This window comes from Flavobacterium hibisci (assembly GCF_020026925.1).
Lineage (GTDB): Bacteria > Bacteroidota > Bacteroidia > Flavobacteriales > Flavobacteriaceae > Flavobacterium > Flavobacterium hibisci.
In genome coordinates this window covers 194,553-212,445 of record NZ_JAIQDW010000005.1, presented here as the reverse complement: position 1 = coordinate 212,445, position 17,893 = coordinate 194,553, and the positions used below count along the sequence as shown (strand labels likewise).

Genomic DNA, 17,893 nt, shown 5'->3' with positions numbered 1-17,893 from the left:
ATTGACATAATTTTCAAAATCTTAAACCTCTCAAACCACAACTGAAAGATGTGGCATCTACCCAGAAGAGATGCAGTAGCTTTCAGTTGTGGTTTGATTAAAGATTAGAAAACACGATATTTTAAATTTTAAAGAAAAAAAAATACTCTACGTTGTGGTTTGATTAAAGATTAGAAAACACGATATTCATTTGAAGATTATGTTGTTGCTTGTGTTGGTTGTGGTTTGATTAAAGATTAGAAAACACGATATTTCAGTAAACCACAATTCTTTATTGCAACCTGTTGTGGTTTGATTAAAGATTAGAAAACACGATATTCAATTCCAAATTCACTTGTATCTTTAATGTGTTGTGGTTTGATTAAAGATTAGAAAACACGATATTAAAAACCTCGCAAAGAATCGACGTTATCTAGTTGTGGTTTGATTAAAGATTAGAAAACACGATATTAAACACGCACAACATCTGTTATTTGAGCGGTTGTGGTTTGATTAAAGATTAGAAAACACGATATTTGTAGCTGTCAATTTACCTTCTTCAATTGCGTTGTGGTTTGATTAAAGATTAGAAAACACGATATTAGACTGCTTTCTTCGATTTCGTCCGTTAACGTTGTGGTTTGATTAAAGATTAGAAAACACGATATTTCTATGCGCTTAAAAACTATTTACAAACCGGTTGTGGTTTGATTAAAGATTAGAAAACACGATATTATTTATTGAAGCTTCCCGCAGTACGAGGTCGTTGTGGTTTGATTAAAGATTAGAAAACACGATATTCATCTTCTAAGAGCATTAAGAAGATGGCCGGTTGTGGTTTGATTAAAGATTAGAAAACACGATATTCTTACAGGATAAAAGCAAAATGACAATTAGGTTGTGGTTTGATTAAAGATTAGAAAACACGATATTTTGATTCGGATTCCTAAACGATAATCAGCGTTGTGGTTTGATTAAAGATTAGAAAACACGATATTGGTTTTCGCAGTCGGTGTTGTGGGCTATTTGTTGTGGTTTGATTAAAGATTAGAAAACACGATATTTTACACCTTCAGATTTTGCATCATCTTCAGGTTGTGGTTTGATTAAAGATTAGAAAACACGATATTAGAAAGGACCCGAAATGGTAATTGATAATGGTTGTGGTTTGATTAAAGATTAGAAAACACGATATTTTCTTTAACTTTCCAAGTTTAATACCGTTGGTTGTGGTTTGATTAAAGATTAGAAAACACGATATTTAATAAAAACGTATGTATGTTTATAGATACGTTGTGGTTTGATTAAAGATTAGAAAACACGATATTAAAGCGTTGCATCCTGAGTTGAAAGTTTTTGTTGTGGTTTGATTAAAGATTAGAAAACACGATATTTAGTTTATCCACATTTGGGTCTTCGACTGCGTTGTGGTTTGATTAAAGATTAGAAAACACGATATTTTTATTAAGTTCGTAAAATATAGGAACTACGTTGTGGTTTGATTAAAGATTAGAAAACACGATATTCTTTTGAGTATGTTCCCGATACCTCCAAACGTTGTGGTTTGATTAAAGATTAGAAAACACGATATTCGTAAACAACATATATATTGGAACGGATGCGTTGTGGTTTGATTAAAGATTAGAAAACACGATATTAGTTGGGCTGTTTCCTTCTGATAATCATGGGTTTAAATTGAAATATCGTATAAAAAAATGCTTCTTTTTTGGATTGATAACCCAGGATTGAAGCATTTTTTTGTTTGTAATAATTTGAATTTCAATATTTTTATCATGAAATCATGATTGGTTTGCGAAGGGACAGCCCGCGAGCTGTCCGTACTGATATGCTGTGCTGAGCAGATGGAATTATAAATTGAAGGATAATGAAAAATAGAAAAAGAAATAGAATGCAGGGATTTAATTATTCCAGCGATAATTTATATTTCGTCACGATATGTGTTCAGGATAGAATTTGTTGTTTTGGATCTGTGGGGACAGGTCGCGACCTGTCCGTACATCATTCCAATGAAAATCATTTTGAAAATAATTGTGCAGATCTTAAAATGGATTTGAATGAATTTGGAAAAATCGTAAAGCGGCAAATTGAATGGCTGGCCGGACAATATAAATACGTTGAAATTCATAATTATGTTGTAATGCCCAATCATGTTCATATGATTATAGAAATTGATAGGAATAAATTATTGATAGGGACAGAAGGGACAGCTCGCGAGCTGTCCGTACAAGAAATCAAAATAAAATCATTATCAGGTTTAATGGGGGCGTTTAAAACCACATCATCAAAATTGATTCATAGGGCTGGTTTTGAAGATTTTTCCTGGCAGCGTTCTTTTCACGATCATATCATTCGAAACGATAAATCATATCACAACATTAGTAATTACATTGATTTGAATCCTGAAAAATGGGGTCAGATACTTTTTTTGCTAATCATTAGAACAATTCTAGTTGCGTAGGATGAGGTGCAGACGGTACAGCTGCTTTACCCCAGAAATTCAAAATATTGCCAAACTGTTTGTCAGTTATTCGAAGTATGCTTACTTTTCCTAAAGGTGGGAGCAATTTGTGAATTCTTTTTTCATGGACATCGGCACTTTCGCCGCTGGCACAATGGCGAACATATACGGAATACTGCATCATCGAAAATCCATCTTTCAGTAAATTATTTCTAAATCCGGATGCATTTCGCCTGTCTTTTTTTGTTTCTGTCGGGAGATCAAAAAAAACAAAAAGCCACATTATTCGATATCCGTTAAGTTCCATAATGCAGGATATTTAATTTTTTTTCGATTTCCTGTGAAACATTGTTGAAGCGAACTTGCTGTTTTTTGCAAAGCGATCATTAAAGGACTTTTCTCCTCTTTAAAATAAACTGTCCGGGTTAATATTTGTAATAATTCAGATTTGATAGCAGTGTTTAGTTCCTGTTCATCAAAACACTGCATAATTTCAAATACTTTTTCATCGACAATCGGGCGGAACGGCTCCATAATGTCATCGGCAAGTGCAAAAGCATTGTACTTACTTTTATGGTGAATTCCTAATGTATTCAGTAATCCGCTTCCGGAAAGTGCCCGGGCAGTTGCGGCTCTTAAAATGGCGTAACCGTAATTCAGAAAATTGTTAGGATAGTCACCATAACGTTCTCTTTTGATTCCGTCGAATTCTAAATGAGGCTGTGGAAAGTATTTCCAATATTGTTGTGCTGCAACTCCTTCCATGTTTGTTGAATCGCCACTCAACACTTTACTGGCAAGAAAAGGAAAACTATTTTTGGATTTTGTTATTTTTTCAAGTAAAAGTCCCTGATTTTTAATCTTTTCAATTATAGTTTGCTGCCATAATTGTTTTTTTAATGGTATGGAAGCTTCAATTTGATTTTTGAATATTTCCTGCTGAATATGATGACTGTTGAGGTTTAAAACCATGCCATTAGGAAGATGATTTTTCCCGCAGATTACAATAGAGGTATTGTTTTCAATAAGTAAATTCATCGCAGGAATACTGAGGTAGATTTCATTATGATCGAGAACAAGAAATCCGATATCTTCAATAGGAATTGTACTCTCCCGTATTTCTGATTTCAGTACCAGCTGATTGTTTTTTGTGGTAATCGAAAATTTGTTTTCAATTAGAATAGTTCTTTTTAACATAAATTCAATTTGAAATTAAATAATCTTACATTCAACTTTAAGTTGATTCTTTTATTAGTGACCTAAAGTTCGACGTAAAAGAAATACGGTGGTTACGGTTTTCCATAATTTGCAGATTTTTAGTTTCGAATATATTTATGAATTACCTTGAAACATACAAACGGCAAATTATTTTTATCCTTCCGAGAAAAATCAGATATAAATAATAGTAAAAAGCAATGACTTAAAACCTAAATTTATACTACCTTCACATTAGAAATTAGAGTGAAATAAATGAAGGAAGTACTGGAAGAGAATAGTGGTTTGGAATATGCATTTTTGAAAAACGGAGGAGAGACTGGTGTTCTTCTAAGTAGCTTAAATATAATTGATTTAGGACATGTTTCAGATTGGCCTGAAAGTCTTAGGACTGCGGTAGGAATTATGGTCACTTCTCCTGTTGCTATGTTTATTGTCTGGGGCAATGAGAAACACTTCTTTTTTAATGATTCATTTAAGAACTATCTAACAGTTGGAGATAAATTTTCTGATTTATTGGGCCAGCCTATGGATAAAGTATTAACTTCTCAATGGCATACTATCTCTCAAACTATAAATGCAATATTTGATGATAGTATTTTTAAATCAAAAGATGTTTTAGACTTAACATTAATTAGAAATAATGACATATTGAGTCTCAAGCTTTCTTTAGGATATAGCCCATTGTATAATTCATTTAATAACATAGAAGGAATTTTTGTAACCTGTACAGAAAATCCATCATGTAACTTAGTAGATACTATCGAAATAAATAAAAGCGAGTTCGCATCTGTTTTTGAGGATTCACCTGTGGGTATTGCGACATTAAGTGTGGATGATGAGATGGTTTTTCAAAGTGCGAATATTTTCTACTGTGAATTGGTTGGACGAAACCGGGAAGATTTAATTGGGAAACCTTTGCTAAAGGCACTGCCGGAACTTGAAGGACAGGGTTTTGACGATCTTCTGAGAGAAGTGATTATTACAGGAAATCCTTATATGGCTAAAGAAGTCGAGGTTGAGCTTTTTCGTAGTGGAGCATTGGAAAATATTTATGTAGATCTTACCTATCAGGTTAATAAAAACGGATTTCAAAAAACAAATAATCTTCTTGTTGTAGCAACTGATGTAACAAAGCAGGTTTTGAGTCGCCGTGCAGTTGAAGAAAGTGAAGCACGGCTAAAAAGCCTAATTGCTGCTGCTCCGGCCGGAATTGGTTTATTTGTAGGTCGTGATTTAATCGTTGAAAATCCTAATCAGACTTTTATAGATATTGTTGGAAAAGGCCCGAATATTGAAGGTCTGCCTCTGCGTGAGGTGATGCCTGAACTTATTACTGAGGGCCAGGCATATCTTAAAATACTGGATGATGTTTTTACAACAGGTATTCCTTTTATTTCCCCTGCATCTCTTGTCAAAATTGTTCAAAACGGAATCCTAAAAGACAATTATTATAATATTTCTTATACGCCAATAAAAAATAAATCAGGAGAAATTGATGCCATATTAGATATTGCTATTGATGTAACAGCACAAGTTCACGCGCAAAAAGCATTAGAAGAAAGTGAGGCACATCTGGAATTATTAAGGGATACGGTGCCCGCCATGATCTTTTATCTTGATGGAGAACAGCGTTATCAGTCGTATAATTCTGTTTTTATGGATTGGTTTTCGGTTGGCGAAAAGGAAGCCATTGGTAAAACAGTACGGGAGTTTATAGGAAAAGCAGGCTATGAGAAAGTACTGCCCCATCTTAAAACTGCCTATTCGGGCCAGCAGGAAAAATATGAAATGTTTGCACCTTCAAGAATGGGGACCGACAGATGGCTTAGTATTGTTTACACACCACACATAATTAGTAACGGAAATGTAGCTGGACTCATTGTTCATGCTACAGATATAACGCAGAGTAAAAAAACTGAAATGGCTCTTCGTGAAAGTGAATCTAATCTTCGTGCGGTAATTGCGGCAGCACCAGTAGCAGTTAGTTTATTTGTGGGGGAAAATTTAATTATAAAAAATGCTAACCAGTCTTTTGTTAAGTACGCCGGAACAACTGCCAACCCTGAAGGTAAAATGCTTTCTGATGTCCTGAAAGATGATGGCTCGCAAACTTTTCTCAAAACAGTTAAAGAAGTTTATCAAACAGGCAGAAGTTTTTCTGCCAGCGGGATTCCGGGCTTGAATACAAAAAAAAAAGAAACACATTTTTATAAAGTCAGCCTTACTCCGTTATTAGATGGAGAAGGAAATATTTATGCTGTATTGTATGTTGGTTCAGATGTGACCTCTGAACTGGACTCTATAAGAAAAGTAGAGCAGGCAGAAGCAGTAATGCGTTCTGCTGTTGAACTTGCCGAATTGGGTACCTGGACTATGGATGTACAATCAGGCATTACCACAATATCGCAACGACATGCTGACATGTTTGGTTTTAAAGATACCGTAATGACATCAGAAAAAGCAAGGTCAGTCATAATACCCGCGGATCAAAGCAGAGTAGAAGAAGCTTTTTTCGCTGCTCAAAAAATGGGGTCTTCCGGAAAATATGAAGCCGAATATAAAATAATTCATGGGATTAACGGCAGGGAAAAAATTATACATTCAATTGGCCAGACTTTTTTTGATGATGAGGGTAAGCCAATACTAATAAACGGCACAGCCCAGGATATTACCATTCAAAGGCAGTTACAGCTTGCATTAGAAAATGAGGTAGAACAACGAACATCTGAATTAGAGACAACTTTGAAAAAGCTGCAAATTTCAAATTTGGAACTTGAAAAATCTAACGATGCCCTTAAACACTCTAATCATGAACTTGCGCAATTTGCGTATGTTGCAAGTCATGACCTTCAGGAACCACTTCGCAAGATTCAAATTTTTGCAGGACTGCTTAAGGAGGGGAAATCAAGCATGGATTCTGAAACAATTGTCAGCAAAATTGCATCCTCAAGTGCACGAATGAGCCTCCTGATTTCAGATCTGCTTGCTTTTTCACGTCTTCTTAATCCTGAAAAATCATTTAAGCCGGTTAATTTAAATCTGGTAATTAAAGATTTGTGGAACGACTTTGAAATTGCTGCCCAGGAAAAAAATGCAACATTAATTGTAGAAGATCTTCCGGTAGTAAACGCTTCAAAACTCCAGATGAATCAGTTGTTTTATAATCTGATTAGTAATGCTCTTAAATTTACAAAAGCTGATACTCACGCGGAAATTAAAATAAATGTTGAAACTGTACCCCATACTTATCTGGAGAACATTACGAACGCTACAATTGTTTCAGATCATTACCATCATATTACTTTTACGGATAACGGAATAGGTTTTGAAAAAGATTATGAAAATCAGATTTTTGAAATCTTTAAACGCCTCCATGAACAGCATATTTTTCCAGGAAGCGGTATCGGGTTGGCGCTGTGCAAAAGAATTGTGATGAATCATCAGGGTGTAATGTATGCAGAATCAGAACTGAATAAAGGGACAAAATTTCATATTTTCCTGCCTGTTTAAAGTGAGAACATAACATCCTCTTTTTAATTTACAGATATTTCAAAAGATAATATTATTCATCATTCTTAAACCATCTCCTCGGCGCATCATTTTCATGAAGTACAATTTCAGAATGCAGGAACTGTGCAGCGTCTGCTGAATCTTGTACTTTAACTGCACTGCGTTCTAACATTTCTAATTCAAATTCCATTAGTGCACTTTTTCGTATTCCTGCTTTTCTCCAGTCAGATGAAGGTCTGCATCCTTTAAAAATACTTCGTGCCAATGTAAGTGCGTCCAGAATTGCCTGATTGGCACCCTGCCCTTTAAACGGGCTCATTGGGTGTGCAGCATCTCCAATCAGTGTTACTGATCCTGATTTTTCCAGTAATTCGGGTTTAAGCAATTCACGATCATAAACAGGATATCCGGAAATGTAGTTTTCCTCAGTTGCTGATACAATTTGAGGAACAGGATCGTGCCATTGGGTTCTTCTGCATGATTCTTCTTTGAGAGCCTTAGGTCCTTTATTACTTAATGATTTCGCCTCTTCTTCAGAAATAGGAAAGCTAAGCTGCCACATTACTGAATCTGATGAATAAGGCATAATGTAGATTCGTTCGTGGCCATTGGCAGTCTGAAATATAGTAGCAGAATCTAATAAAGGATTGTTAAGATGTTGAAGAGCACTTAATGGACAGATACCTAAAATCACTATACATCTCAAATAACGCAAAGGCGTAGTGGTTTCTCCAATAAGCAGCCTTCGGACAGAACTTCGAATACCATCGGCTCCAACTACAAGATCTGCCTGGGCTTGCTTAATTTTTCCATCAACCTGAAAACTGAGGTCAACGCCTTTTCCAGATTCCCTAAAATCGATTAACTGATGTCCCCATTGTATTTGATTATTTCCTCCAAGCTGCTCCAGTAAAGCCAATCGTAAAGATTGACGTGCGATATGCACATTGGTACGTTTCGAAGACGTTTTTATATCAGACTGAAGCCATTTTCTGGTTCCCCATTCTGCAATTACTTTCCCATCCGGAGTATGAACCAGATGCCTTGTTGAAATCACCCCATCTTTTAAAGAGAAAATCCCTAATCCCTGAATTGCTTTGCTGGCTTGTTGTAAGGTGAGTCCGTAGCCCTGAGATCGCGCATTAAAGTCTGTGTCACGTTCGTACAGTGTAAAAGGAATTCCGCGATGCAAACACGCCACCGAAAGAGCAATTCCACCTATTCCGCCACCGATAATAGCAATATGTGGATATTGTTTGTCTGCGACAGGAGTGTTGGCAGCAGTAATTAACCCAGATCCGGAACAGTCTGGACATGAATACAGGTTCCCTTTTGGCGGAAGCGGTTCTGTACCTTTGCTTTGCATTTTTTGAAATTCCTCCAATGCAATCTGGTAAAGAAGCCGTGTTTTTTTGCTTATTCTTCGGCTTTTTTTTCCGCGTCCCTGGCATTCCCGGCATATCGTCCAGCTTACAGGTTCATTTTCCACTTTTTCTACTTTCAATTTTTTACTTGATAATTATTATCGGTATTTAAAAATGCAAAGTTAAGATAAAATGAAAGGGATTATTAGTTAGCAGAGGGTATAAATCTTATTGGTTTATTTGAAAATCCTTCCAATAATTTTTCCAATATCAGCAAAATCATCCAGATTACTCACAGCTCTTTTTTCGGTTACTGTACTATCAATTTTTGAAAAAGGATAAATAAGGATGTAATTATTGTTATTGAGGTTTTTGTTTAATATTTCCGGGACTTTTTGCATTTGCGAAAAATAAGACTCCATTCCTCTCTCTGCCATTAGCATTATCAAACCTTCGTCATCTTCTAAACTAAAAGCTGCCTGCTGACCTTCTTCCCATGTTGTAATTGTATTAAAAACGGCTTCAATATTAGCTTTTTTAATAATACTTTTTAAAATCTGGTTTGTTTTTTCATTGGCATAGAAACTTATTTTTGCTCCTGAATTTTTGCCAATGTTCCAGACTTTTAGAAGAGAAAGGAAAAAACCCGGCTCACGCTCTGCATTCGCAGGAATAAGAACGATATATTTTTTTATCGTTGCTACGGGCTGTATGGCATGATAAATAATGATGTTGATTTGCTTATTGCGTAAATAACCATTGTAGAGATTGTAAAGAAAGGAAGATGAAAAACCTTTTTCTTCCAGACCAATGATTAAATCTGTAATGTTTTGTTCTTTGACTACATTATTTATTCCGGATACTACATCATTGTCATGCCTTGTAATCGGATTTAGTTTTATATCTGCACCAGCAGCTATTTCTACCGCTTCTCCTAATAATTTCTCTGCATTTTTAGTGGAGGATTCGCTTTTTTCTTCGTTGATAATATTTAGTGCAAAAAGTCCGTCTTTGTTAGTTTGTGTTTTAATAAGAAGTCCCAGGTTGACTAATTTCTCCACGGTATTTTCTTGATTTACAGCCATCAGGATGTTTTCTTTTTCATGACTCGCTCCTGCAACAGTTTCTTCTTTGTCAGAATCTGCGATTCTTTGGGCACTTGCCATTGAAACAAATGATGAAATGGTACAAGAAACCAGGATCAGTAAAATACTTCCGTTAAGGACATGCTCATTCAACAAACGAATAGGTTCTCCTGCTTCATTTTCAGATAAAATGATATTGTAGCCTACCATTACAGAAGCCAGTGTTGCAGCGGCAGAAGCAGAGCTCATCCCAAAAATGAGCGTCCCTTCATCATTGGTAAGGCGGAATGTTTTTTTGGTAAAAAAAGCGGCCACATATTTTCCTCCAATAGAAGCTACCAGCATAACCGAAGCTACACCCAAAGTTTCCCAGCTCTGAATAAAAGCATTAAAATCAATCAACATTCCTACACTAATCAGGAAAAACGGAATAAAGATCGCATTTCCAACAAATTCAACCCGATTCATAAGTGATGATGTAATCGGTATAAGTCGGTTTAAAGCAAGACCGGCAAAAAAGGCACCAATTATCGCTTCAATTCCAGCCAATTCTGCTAATAAAGAGGCCAGATAAATCATTACAATGACAAAAATATATTGTGAGATTTTGTCTTCTACATTTTTAAAAAACCATCGTGCAATGATTGGAAATACAAGTAAAACAATCAAGGCAAAGACTAACATCGAAACCGATAATTTAACCCAGAAAGAAGTCCCAACTTCTCCTTGTGACATGCCTACCACTACAGCCAAAACTACAAGTGAAAGCACATCTGTGATCATTGTTCCGCCGACCGTAATATTCACTGCCAGTTTTTTTGCAATTCCCAGTTTACTTACCATTGGATATACAATGAGTGTATGAGATGAAAAAAGGCTGGCAAAAAGAACTGATGTTAACAAGGAAAAATGTAGTATATAATAACCGCCAATAAGTCCAAGAATAAACGGGAATATGAAAGTGTAAAGTGAAAAAGTAATGCTCTTCCATTTATTCTTTTTAAAATCGCCCATGTCAATCTCAAGTCCCGCTAAAAACATAATATAAAGCAATCCGGTTGTTCCTGTTACGACAACACTGCTGTCGCGGGCAAGGACATTAAATCCGTTTGGGCCTATTACGGCACCAGCTATGATAAGACCTAAAAGATGGGGTACTTTTATTTTATTCAATAAAAGCGGAATACATAAAATTATGATAAGTTCTATTAGGAATTTCAGTAATGGATCTTCTACAGGAAGACTAACGTGTTGAATACTTAATAACATAAATTATTTTTTTTGGGGAAGGGTAAGTTCTACTGAAAATTTTGCTGTGCAGTTATCTTGTCTCGTTATTGTCTGTGTTCCTTTAATGACGTTTTCTTTGATGTCATCCAGAACTACATTCATTTTTATTCTGTTTTTTGAAATACTGTCACTGTTAAATTCGAGCTGTATCTTATCGTCGATATACCTGGCTTTAAATACACGTATAAGTTTTTTGTTGTTCAAAACATTCATATAAATCCCGCTAGAATCAGATAAAAACTGCCAGGTCTCATTTCGTTGATCACCAATAACATATTGATTACAATTGGACTCCCTGCAAAGCATTTTACTGTTCCAGATGCCCTGAATGTTTTTTGGCCATTCTTTTATTGGTTCAACAGGATTATTAACAGTATCTTTTAAGGCTATTATGCTGTCGCGGAATATGAGCAGGGCCTGGTAATCTGCTTCCTTGTCAGCTAATTGTTCTTCCCTTAAGATTAAAGCTTTTTCTCTGTTTTGAAGTTCTAGTTCTTTTTTGTTTTCACAAGAAATAAACACACATGTAAAAAATAATAGCAGAAGATTTTTTTTCATGAAACAGGTTTTGTGATTTATATTTATTCAAATAAAAAATTACACAGTAAGAGTGCAAAATATAACTTAACTACTACAAGTTACTAAATTAATTGCGAAGACGCCAGTTTTTTGTTTTTTTAAGATTAATTTAATTTCAAAAAGTCGTATAAAAAATGAGTGTGCTTTACACCAAAAAACGAAATAAAAAAGCCTCCAAATTCATCGACTTGGAGGCTCATTAATAAAATAGAATAATTGTATTTTCTATTAAATCATTTTTTATTTTATTTAGTTAGACTTATTTGCATCTAAATATTTAATGATTTCATCGCAGGCATTTTTACTGGTAAAGCCAAATTTTTCATCCAAAATATGGGCAGGAGCAGAGTAACCAAAATGATCCAGTCCGAAAACTATTCCACGGCTTCCCGCAAGATTTTCCAGATTGACCGGAAGCCCTGCTGTCAGCCCAAAGACCAATCCGTTTGTTGGAATAACACTTTCCTGATATTCTTTTGGCTGTGACCTGAAAAGTCCTTCAGAAATTACAGAGGCCACGTTTATTTTTAGTTTAATGCTGCTTTCTAATTCAACTGCTGCTTCAATAAGAGTCGCTACTTCAGATCCATTTGCTATTAAAGTGATATCAGGATTTTGAACAGCTTTTACAAGGTAGCCTCCTTTTTTTGCTTTAGAAGCTTCTTCAAATCTTGAATTCCCTGAAGTTGGAATGTCGGTAATGTTTTGCCTCGAAAGAATTAATCCCGTTGGTGTTTTTTTGTTTTCCAATGCCATTTGCCATGCTACCGAAGTTTCAACAGCATCTGCAGGTCTCAGGGCTAATAAACTTTGATCTCCTGAGTGATTTTTGATTTTTTCCAATAATCTAATCTGAGCTTCCTGTTCAATTGGCTGATGCGTTGGTCCGTCTTCGCCTACGCGGAAGGAATCATGGGTCCACACATATTTTACTGGAAGTTCCTGAATTGCTGCAAGTCGAATGGCAGGTTTCATATAATCAGAAAACACAAAAAAGGTAGCTACAACCGGAATAACTCCCCCGTGAAGGGCGATTCCGTTTGCAATTGCTGCCATGGTAAGTTCTGCAACTCCAGCCTGAAGGAATCCACCGCTAAAATCATCCTTTTTCAGAACCGAAGATTTTTTTAAGAAACCATCAGTTTTGTCACTATTGGATAAATCGGCAGAAGAAACAATCATATTTTCTACATTTTCAGCCAGATATCCCAAAACTGCTGCCGAAGCATCACGTGTAGCCGAATTGGCTTTTTGTGCTATCGAACTGAAATCGAGTTCCGGCAGGTCACCATTAAAAAACTGCTGGATTTTTTTTGCCAGTTCAGGATTTTGCTTTTCCCATGCAGCAATTTTTGTTTTTCTCTCTGCTGCTTCTGCTGTTTTTCTGGCTAACACGTTTTTGTAATGCGCAGCAACGTCTTCGTAAACAGCAAATGAATCGTCCGGATTTGCTCCTAAATTGAGTAATGTTGATTTAAAACATGCTTTTGTCCCGCCAATCGGTTTTCCGTGCAGTTCGCATTGTCCTTCATACATTGCCCCATCAGCGGTTACACATCCTTTACCCATAATAGTTCTTCCAATAATCAGTGTAGGTCTTTCTAATTCTGCATGAGCGGCATTGAGCGCAGAACGGATATGCGTATGGCTATGACCATCGATCGTAATAACTTTCCATCCCCAGGATTCGTATTTCATAGCAGTATCTTCGGTTGTAACTTCATCAGTCATTGACGATAGCTGTACATCATTTGAATCATAAAACATAATAAAATTATTCAGTCCCAAATGTCCGGCAATACGTCCTGCGCCCTGAGAAATCTCTTCCTGAATGCCTCCGTCTGTTATGAATCCGTAAATTTTATGATCGAATAAATTATCAAACCTGGCCGATAAAAACTTTGCTGCAATGGCGGCACCTACACCCATAACGTGTCCTTGTCCCAAAGGACCTGAGGTATTTTCGATACCTCTTTTTACGTCAATTTCAGGATGTCCTGGTGTAACAGATCCCCATTGTCTAAAATTCTCTAAATCTGTTTTTTCATAATTGCCTAACAAATGATATTGGGCATACATTAAAGCAGAAAGGTGACCGGCATCCATAAAAAAACGATCCCTGAAAATCCACTGCATGTCTGATGGATCATATTTTAAATATTCTGTATAAAGGATATGCATAAAATCGGCTCCACCCATAGATCCGCCCGGGTGCCCTGAATTTGCTTTTTCTACCATTGAAATGGCTAATGCTCTAATATTATCCGCAGATAACTGGTCTATTGTCTTGTTCATTTTTTGTTAATTAATGTAATCTTGTGTTGTTATTAAACTTAGATTTATTACTAGTCTATTTGAATAATCTGGGTTACAATATTGTTTTTTATTTCATTTTTTTCATCTGGCTGACAGCCCCCGATAGCAAGTTTTATTTTTCCGGAAAATTGTTTCAGGTTACCTTCTGCAGTAATTGAAGAAAGGTCTTCAGGAGAAAGTGTAAAACTGATTATTTTGCTTTCACCTGATTTTAAATTAAGCCTTTCAAATCCTTTGAGGCTTTTTAAAGGTGCTTTTACAGATGGATTTTGATTGATAATATACAGTTGGGCAACTTCTTCTCCTTCCGATTTTCCGGTATTGGTTATTTTCACAGAAACTGAAACAGGCTGTCCTTTTTTTATTTTGGAAGTTACTTTTAACTGATCGTATTTAAATGAAGTATAACTAAGTCCATATCCGAAACCATATAGTGGATCACCTTTAAAATACCGATACGTTTTGTTATCCATGCTGTAATCAACAAAAGCAGGCAGGTCTGAATCGCTTTTGTAAAATGTAACAGGTAGTCTTCCTGCTGGATTATAATCTCCGAAAAGGATATCTGATACAGCATTTCCAGTCGCTTGGCCTGCATACCATGCGTTGAGTATTGCCGGAATATTTTCTGCCTCCCAAGGGATGGCTATAGCGCTGCCTGTCATCATGACAAAAACGACTGGTTTTCCAGAGGTTTTCAAAGCTTTCATTAACTCGGTCTGAACTTTTGGAAGTAGGATAGAGGTACGGTCACCACCGGCAAATCCTGGAAAGTTTACAGGCATTTCTTCACCTTCCAGTTGTGGGGATATTCCCCCAACGAAAATAAACGCATCGGCGTCTTTATTGTTATCAACGATCTTTTTGAAATCCGTTTTTTCAAAATTACCGGTATTTAATGCAACGTTGGCTTTTCCTTCACCTTGCCAATATTCTAAAACCAATTTATAAACGGTATTTTTTTTCGTAATTAATTTAAACGTTTTTTCTCCCCATCTGTTTCTGTCCCATGCATTTATAACTTGTTTTCCATCTATTAAAAAACGATATCCATCATCTGCACTAAGTTCAAAAGTAACAGAACCATCCTTTTCTGCCGTAAAGTTTGTAGTATAGCGTGCAGAGAATTGGTTTGCTTTAATGTTTTTTATAACAACTTCTCCTTCCTGCCAAAAGTTATTGATTTCAGGTTCGGTTCTTATAGCTTCAGGTTCACCTGAAAGATTTTTGTTATTAAAATATTCGGCTTTAAAGCCCTGTTTTCCTTCGTAAGCGTATTGATTTTTAAGATTCTGGTATACTAGCAAAGTATCATTGGTAAAGTTGACTGCTTTTTCATATACAACTTCCGTATTGGCACCTGCTTTTTCTTTAATTCCTTTTAAAACTGTTGTTAGCTTGCTGGGAGTTCCGTTGTAATTTCCTAAAATGGATATGGAATTATCTGCATTAGGACCAAGTACCACAATCTTTTTGAGGTTTTTATTCAGAGGTAATACGTTTTTCTCATTTCGAAGCAAAACCATGGATTGTCTTGCCATTTTTAAGGCGTGCTGCTGATGTTCTGTACTTTCTAAAACCGAGGCTGGTGTCTGTGCATACTTTACCATTTCAACAGGATCAAACATTCCTAGTCTGAAACGGATCATAAAAAGACGTTTTACAGAAATATCAATTTGTTTTTCACTAATTTTTCCATTTTTTACAGCCTGGACTAAAGCTTTGTAGGCATCAGTGCCACAGTCAATATCTGTTCCGTGAAAAACAGCATCTGCCGAGGCGGACTCAGCATCCGGATGTGTTTTATGATTTTTGAAAAAATCATCGATTGCCCAGCAGTCCGAGGTCACATATCCATCAAATTTCCATTGATTTCTTAAAATATCTGTCATTAATATATCACTAGCACAACATGGCTGTGTCCTGAAGGCATTATAAGCACACATTACACCAGCTACTTTAGACTCTGTTATTAATTTTTTAAAAGCAGGGAGATAGGTGTCCCAAAGTTCATATGGTGTTACATCAACATTAAAAGTATGGCGTAAAGATTCAGGTCCGCTATGCACGGCATAATGCTTGGCGCATGCAGCAGCTTTTAGGTATTTAGGATCATCTCCCTGAAGGCCTTTTACAAACGAATCGCCCAGAACACTTGTCAGATACGGATCTTCACCATACGTTTCCTGTCCACGTCCCCAGCGTGGATCACGAAAAATATTAATATTGGGTGTCCAATAGGTGAGTCCTAAATAGCGTTCATTGGTGCGGCCTAATGCTACGGCTTTATTATATATGGCTCTTCCTTCAAGTGCTGAATAGTCGGCCATTTTAAAAAGTGAATTTTTATCAAATGTGGCTGCCATTGCTATTGCCTGAGGATAAACAGTCGTTTTAAAAGGAGTTCTTGCCACTCCGTGTAAAGTCTCGTTCCACCAGTCGTATGCAGGTATTGCAAGTCTTGGGATTGCCGGAGACGAATTTAACATCTGAGATACTTTTTCTTCTAGTGTTAACTGACTTACGAGATCATTTACTCTTTCTTCAAAACTTAATTTGGTATTTTGAAACCGGAATTTATCCTTTTCTTGCGCTAAGCAATAGCATGAAATGATCAGTGCAATTACAATTGTGATTTTTTTTGTTTTCATAAACTATATTTTATAGAGATACGTAACTTAATTAAATAATACAATTTTAAACAACCGATTGTGTAAAGGAATAACTTTTTTTTATAATAAAAAAATTATGTTCAAAGAGATATTTAAAAATATGATAAATTAACATTTTCAATACTATTATTTTTGTAAAAACTCTTATTATATCCTAAATAAATGCATAATTGATTATTATAACATTAAAATAAGTACATTTACATCGATTTAGTACTTTAATTCATGGAAGAACACAGGCATGTAACAATTTATGATATTGCAGAAAAACTGAATCTTGCAGCATCAACAATTTCTCGGGCTTTAAAAGACCATCACAGCATAAGTGAAAAAACAATTAAAAAAGTAAAACAGACAGCTAAAGAAATGGGTTTTGTACCTAATACTTTAGCAGCTGGACTTCGTGGTAATGTAACGAAAACCATTGGAATTTTGATACCAACGGTTACACAGCCATTTTTATCATCATTAATTAGTGGTATTGAGATTGCTGCTCAAAAATCTAATTATTCTGTCATTATTATGCAATCGCACGATTCATACCAGATGGAGGTCGATATGGCCAAGTCTTTGTACAGTAATCGGGTAAGCGGCGTCATTTGTTCGCTTGCAATGGAAACTAAAGATACTTCACATTTTAAACAATTTTCAAATAACAACATTCCTTTAGTTTTTGTTGACAGGGTACCTAAAGATTATGATACTTTTCGTGTTGTAATCAATAATTATTTAGCAGGCTATAAGGCGACAAAACATCTTGTAGAACAAGGATGCAAAAGAATTGCTCATTTAACTGCCGGATCAGAATTCGGGACACTTTACAATGAACGTAAAAGAGGGTATATCGATGCTTTATCTGAGCATGGCATTCCCGTTGAAGAAAATCTTATTATTAGTTTAAAGGAAATGACTTACGAGGATGGTGTAAAAGCCTGTAATCAGTTGTTTGACTTGAAATCACCACCAGACGGACTTTTTGCTCCAGGAGATATTCTTGCAGTAAGCGCAGTTCAAACCGCAAAAAAAAGAGGAATTAAGGTACCTGACCAATTTGCGGTAATTGGATTCAATAATGACCCTATCTCTGAAATAATTGAGCCTAACATTTCTACTATCACACATCCAGCTGAGAAAATGGGTAAAGCTGCCGCCGAATTAATTATTAAAAATCTTAAATCTGTTAAAGAAGAGGATGCCAAAGAAATTACATTCTTAAATACTCAGGTGCTTATACGTGAGTCATCCAAAAAGATTTAAATTTTTATAAGCCATAGTTATGGAAAAATCTATTTTTTGTATGAACGATTTTATAGTTTAATATAGCTTCTGCTGTAATATAGGATTTGTTTTGTTAATGTTTTAAAATAAGGCATAAAGTAGATTTTTTATTTTTTAATTGCT

Annotated in this window: 10 protein-coding genes and 1 CRISPR repeat array; of the genes, 3 read left to right on the top strand and 7 right to left on the bottom strand. The window is 35.7% G+C overall.

Annotation, left to right across the window (positions count from 1 at the left end):
* Positions 1–85: 85 nt before the first annotated feature.
* Positions 86–1,637: direct repeats of the CRISPR family, unit length 36 nt; unit sequence GTTGTGGTTTGATTAAAGATTAGAAAACACGATATT.
* Between the two features lie 227 nt (positions 1,638–1,864).
* Positions 1,865–2,458 (top strand): transposase, encoded by a 594-nt coding sequence (locus K8B81_RS07745; RefSeq protein WP_223680579.1) that lies wholly within the window; start codon positions 1,865–1,867, stop codon positions 2,456–2,458.
* Here K8B81_RS07745 and cas2 read toward each other — a convergent pair.
* Together cas2 and cas1 are read right to left on the bottom strand one after the other, a co-directional pair.
* A complete protein-coding gene (gene cas2, locus K8B81_RS07740) occupies positions 2,436–2,765 on the bottom strand; it encodes a CRISPR-associated endonuclease Cas2 (RefSeq protein WP_029762953.1) in 330 nt (109 codons plus the stop codon). The genes K8B81_RS07745 and cas2 overlap by 23 nt on opposite strands.
* The gene (gene cas1, locus K8B81_RS07735) at positions 2,741–3,655 is read right to left on the bottom strand and encodes a type II CRISPR-associated endonuclease Cas1 (RefSeq protein WP_025572662.1); all 915 of its coding nucleotides are present in this window, start codon (positions 3,653–3,655) and stop codon (positions 2,741–2,743) included. The genes cas2 and cas1 overlap by 25 nt, the downstream gene beginning before the upstream one ends.
* Before the next feature lie 273 nt (positions 3,656–3,928).
* Between cas1 and K8B81_RS07730 the strand changes: the two genes are divergently transcribed.
* Positions 3,929–7,186, top strand: a complete 3,258-nt coding sequence (locus K8B81_RS07730; RefSeq protein ID WP_223680577.1) for a PAS domain-containing sensor histidine kinase — start codon at positions 3,929–3,931, stop codon at positions 7,184–7,186.
* 52 nt (positions 7,187–7,238) lie between these two features.
* Here the strand turns inward: K8B81_RS07730 and K8B81_RS07725 are convergent, their stop codons facing one another.
* The 5 genes from K8B81_RS07725 to K8B81_RS07705 form a co-directional block, all read right to left on the bottom strand.
* Positions 7,239–8,690: an FAD-dependent oxidoreductase gene (locus tag K8B81_RS07725; protein WP_223680575.1), complete on the bottom strand. Its 1,452-nt coding sequence runs from the start codon at positions 8,688–8,690 to the stop codon at positions 7,239–7,241.
* Between the two features lie 96 nt (positions 8,691–8,786).
* Positions 8,787–10,904: a cation:proton antiporter gene (locus K8B81_RS07720; protein WP_223680573.1), complete on the bottom strand. Its 2,118-nt coding sequence runs from the start codon at positions 10,902–10,904 to the stop codon at positions 8,787–8,789.
* A 3-nt stretch (positions 10,905–10,907) separates the two neighbouring features.
* A complete protein-coding gene (locus tag K8B81_RS07715; protein WP_223680571.1) occupies positions 10,908–11,483 on the bottom strand; it encodes a hypothetical protein in 576 nt (191 codons plus the stop codon).
* A 270-nt stretch (positions 11,484–11,753) separates the two neighbouring features.
* Positions 11,754–13,799 carry a transketolase family protein gene (locus K8B81_RS07710; RefSeq protein ID WP_223680569.1) on the bottom strand — a complete coding sequence of 682 codons (2,046 nt, stop codon included), beginning with the start codon at positions 13,797–13,799 and terminating at the stop codon, positions 11,754–11,756.
* A 50-nt stretch (positions 13,800–13,849) separates the two neighbouring features.
* Positions 13,850–16,471, bottom strand: a complete 2,622-nt coding sequence (locus K8B81_RS07705; RefSeq protein ID WP_223680567.1) for a glycoside hydrolase family 3 protein — start codon at positions 16,469–16,471, stop codon at positions 13,850–13,852.
* 246 nt (positions 16,472–16,717) lie between these two features.
* Here K8B81_RS07705 and K8B81_RS07700 point away from each other — a divergent pair, with 246 nt between their 5' ends.
* Entirely contained in the window at positions 16,718–17,749 is a 1,032-nt protein-coding gene (locus K8B81_RS07700) for a LacI family DNA-binding transcriptional regulator (RefSeq protein ID WP_223680565.1), read from the top strand.
* Positions 17,750–17,893 lie beyond the last annotated feature (144 nt).

Excerpts from the sequence above, each read along its gene's own strand:
- K8B81_RS07745 (WP_223680579.1), top strand. The coding sequence starts at position 1,865 with ATGAAAAATAGAAAAAGAAATAGAATGCAGGGATTTAATTATTCCAGC.
- cas2 (WP_029762953.1), bottom strand. The coding sequence starts at position 2,765 with ATGGAACTTAACGGATATCGAATAATGTGGCTTTTTGTTTTTTTTGAT.
- cas1 (WP_025572662.1), bottom strand. The coding sequence starts at position 3,655 with ATGTTAAAAAGAACTATTCTAATTGAAAACAAATTTTCGATTACCACA.
- K8B81_RS07730 (WP_223680577.1), top strand. The coding sequence starts at position 3,929 with ATGAAGGAAGTACTGGAAGAGAATAGTGGTTTGGAATATGCATTTTTG.
- K8B81_RS07720 (WP_223680573.1), bottom strand. The coding sequence starts at position 10,904 with ATGTTATTAAGTATTCAACACGTTAGTCTTCCTGTAGAAGATCCATTA.
- K8B81_RS07715 (WP_223680571.1), bottom strand. The coding sequence starts at position 11,483 with ATGAAAAAAAATCTTCTGCTATTATTTTTTACATGTGTGTTTATTTCT.
- K8B81_RS07710 (WP_223680569.1), bottom strand. The coding sequence starts at position 13,799 with ATGAACAAGACAATAGACCAGTTATCTGCGGATAATATTAGAGCATTA.
- K8B81_RS07705 (WP_223680567.1), bottom strand. The coding sequence starts at position 16,471 with ATGAAAACAAAAAAAATCACAATTGTAATTGCACTGATCATTTCATGC.
- K8B81_RS07700 (WP_223680565.1), top strand. The coding sequence starts at position 16,718 with ATGGAAGAACACAGGCATGTAACAATTTATGATATTGCAGAAAAACTG.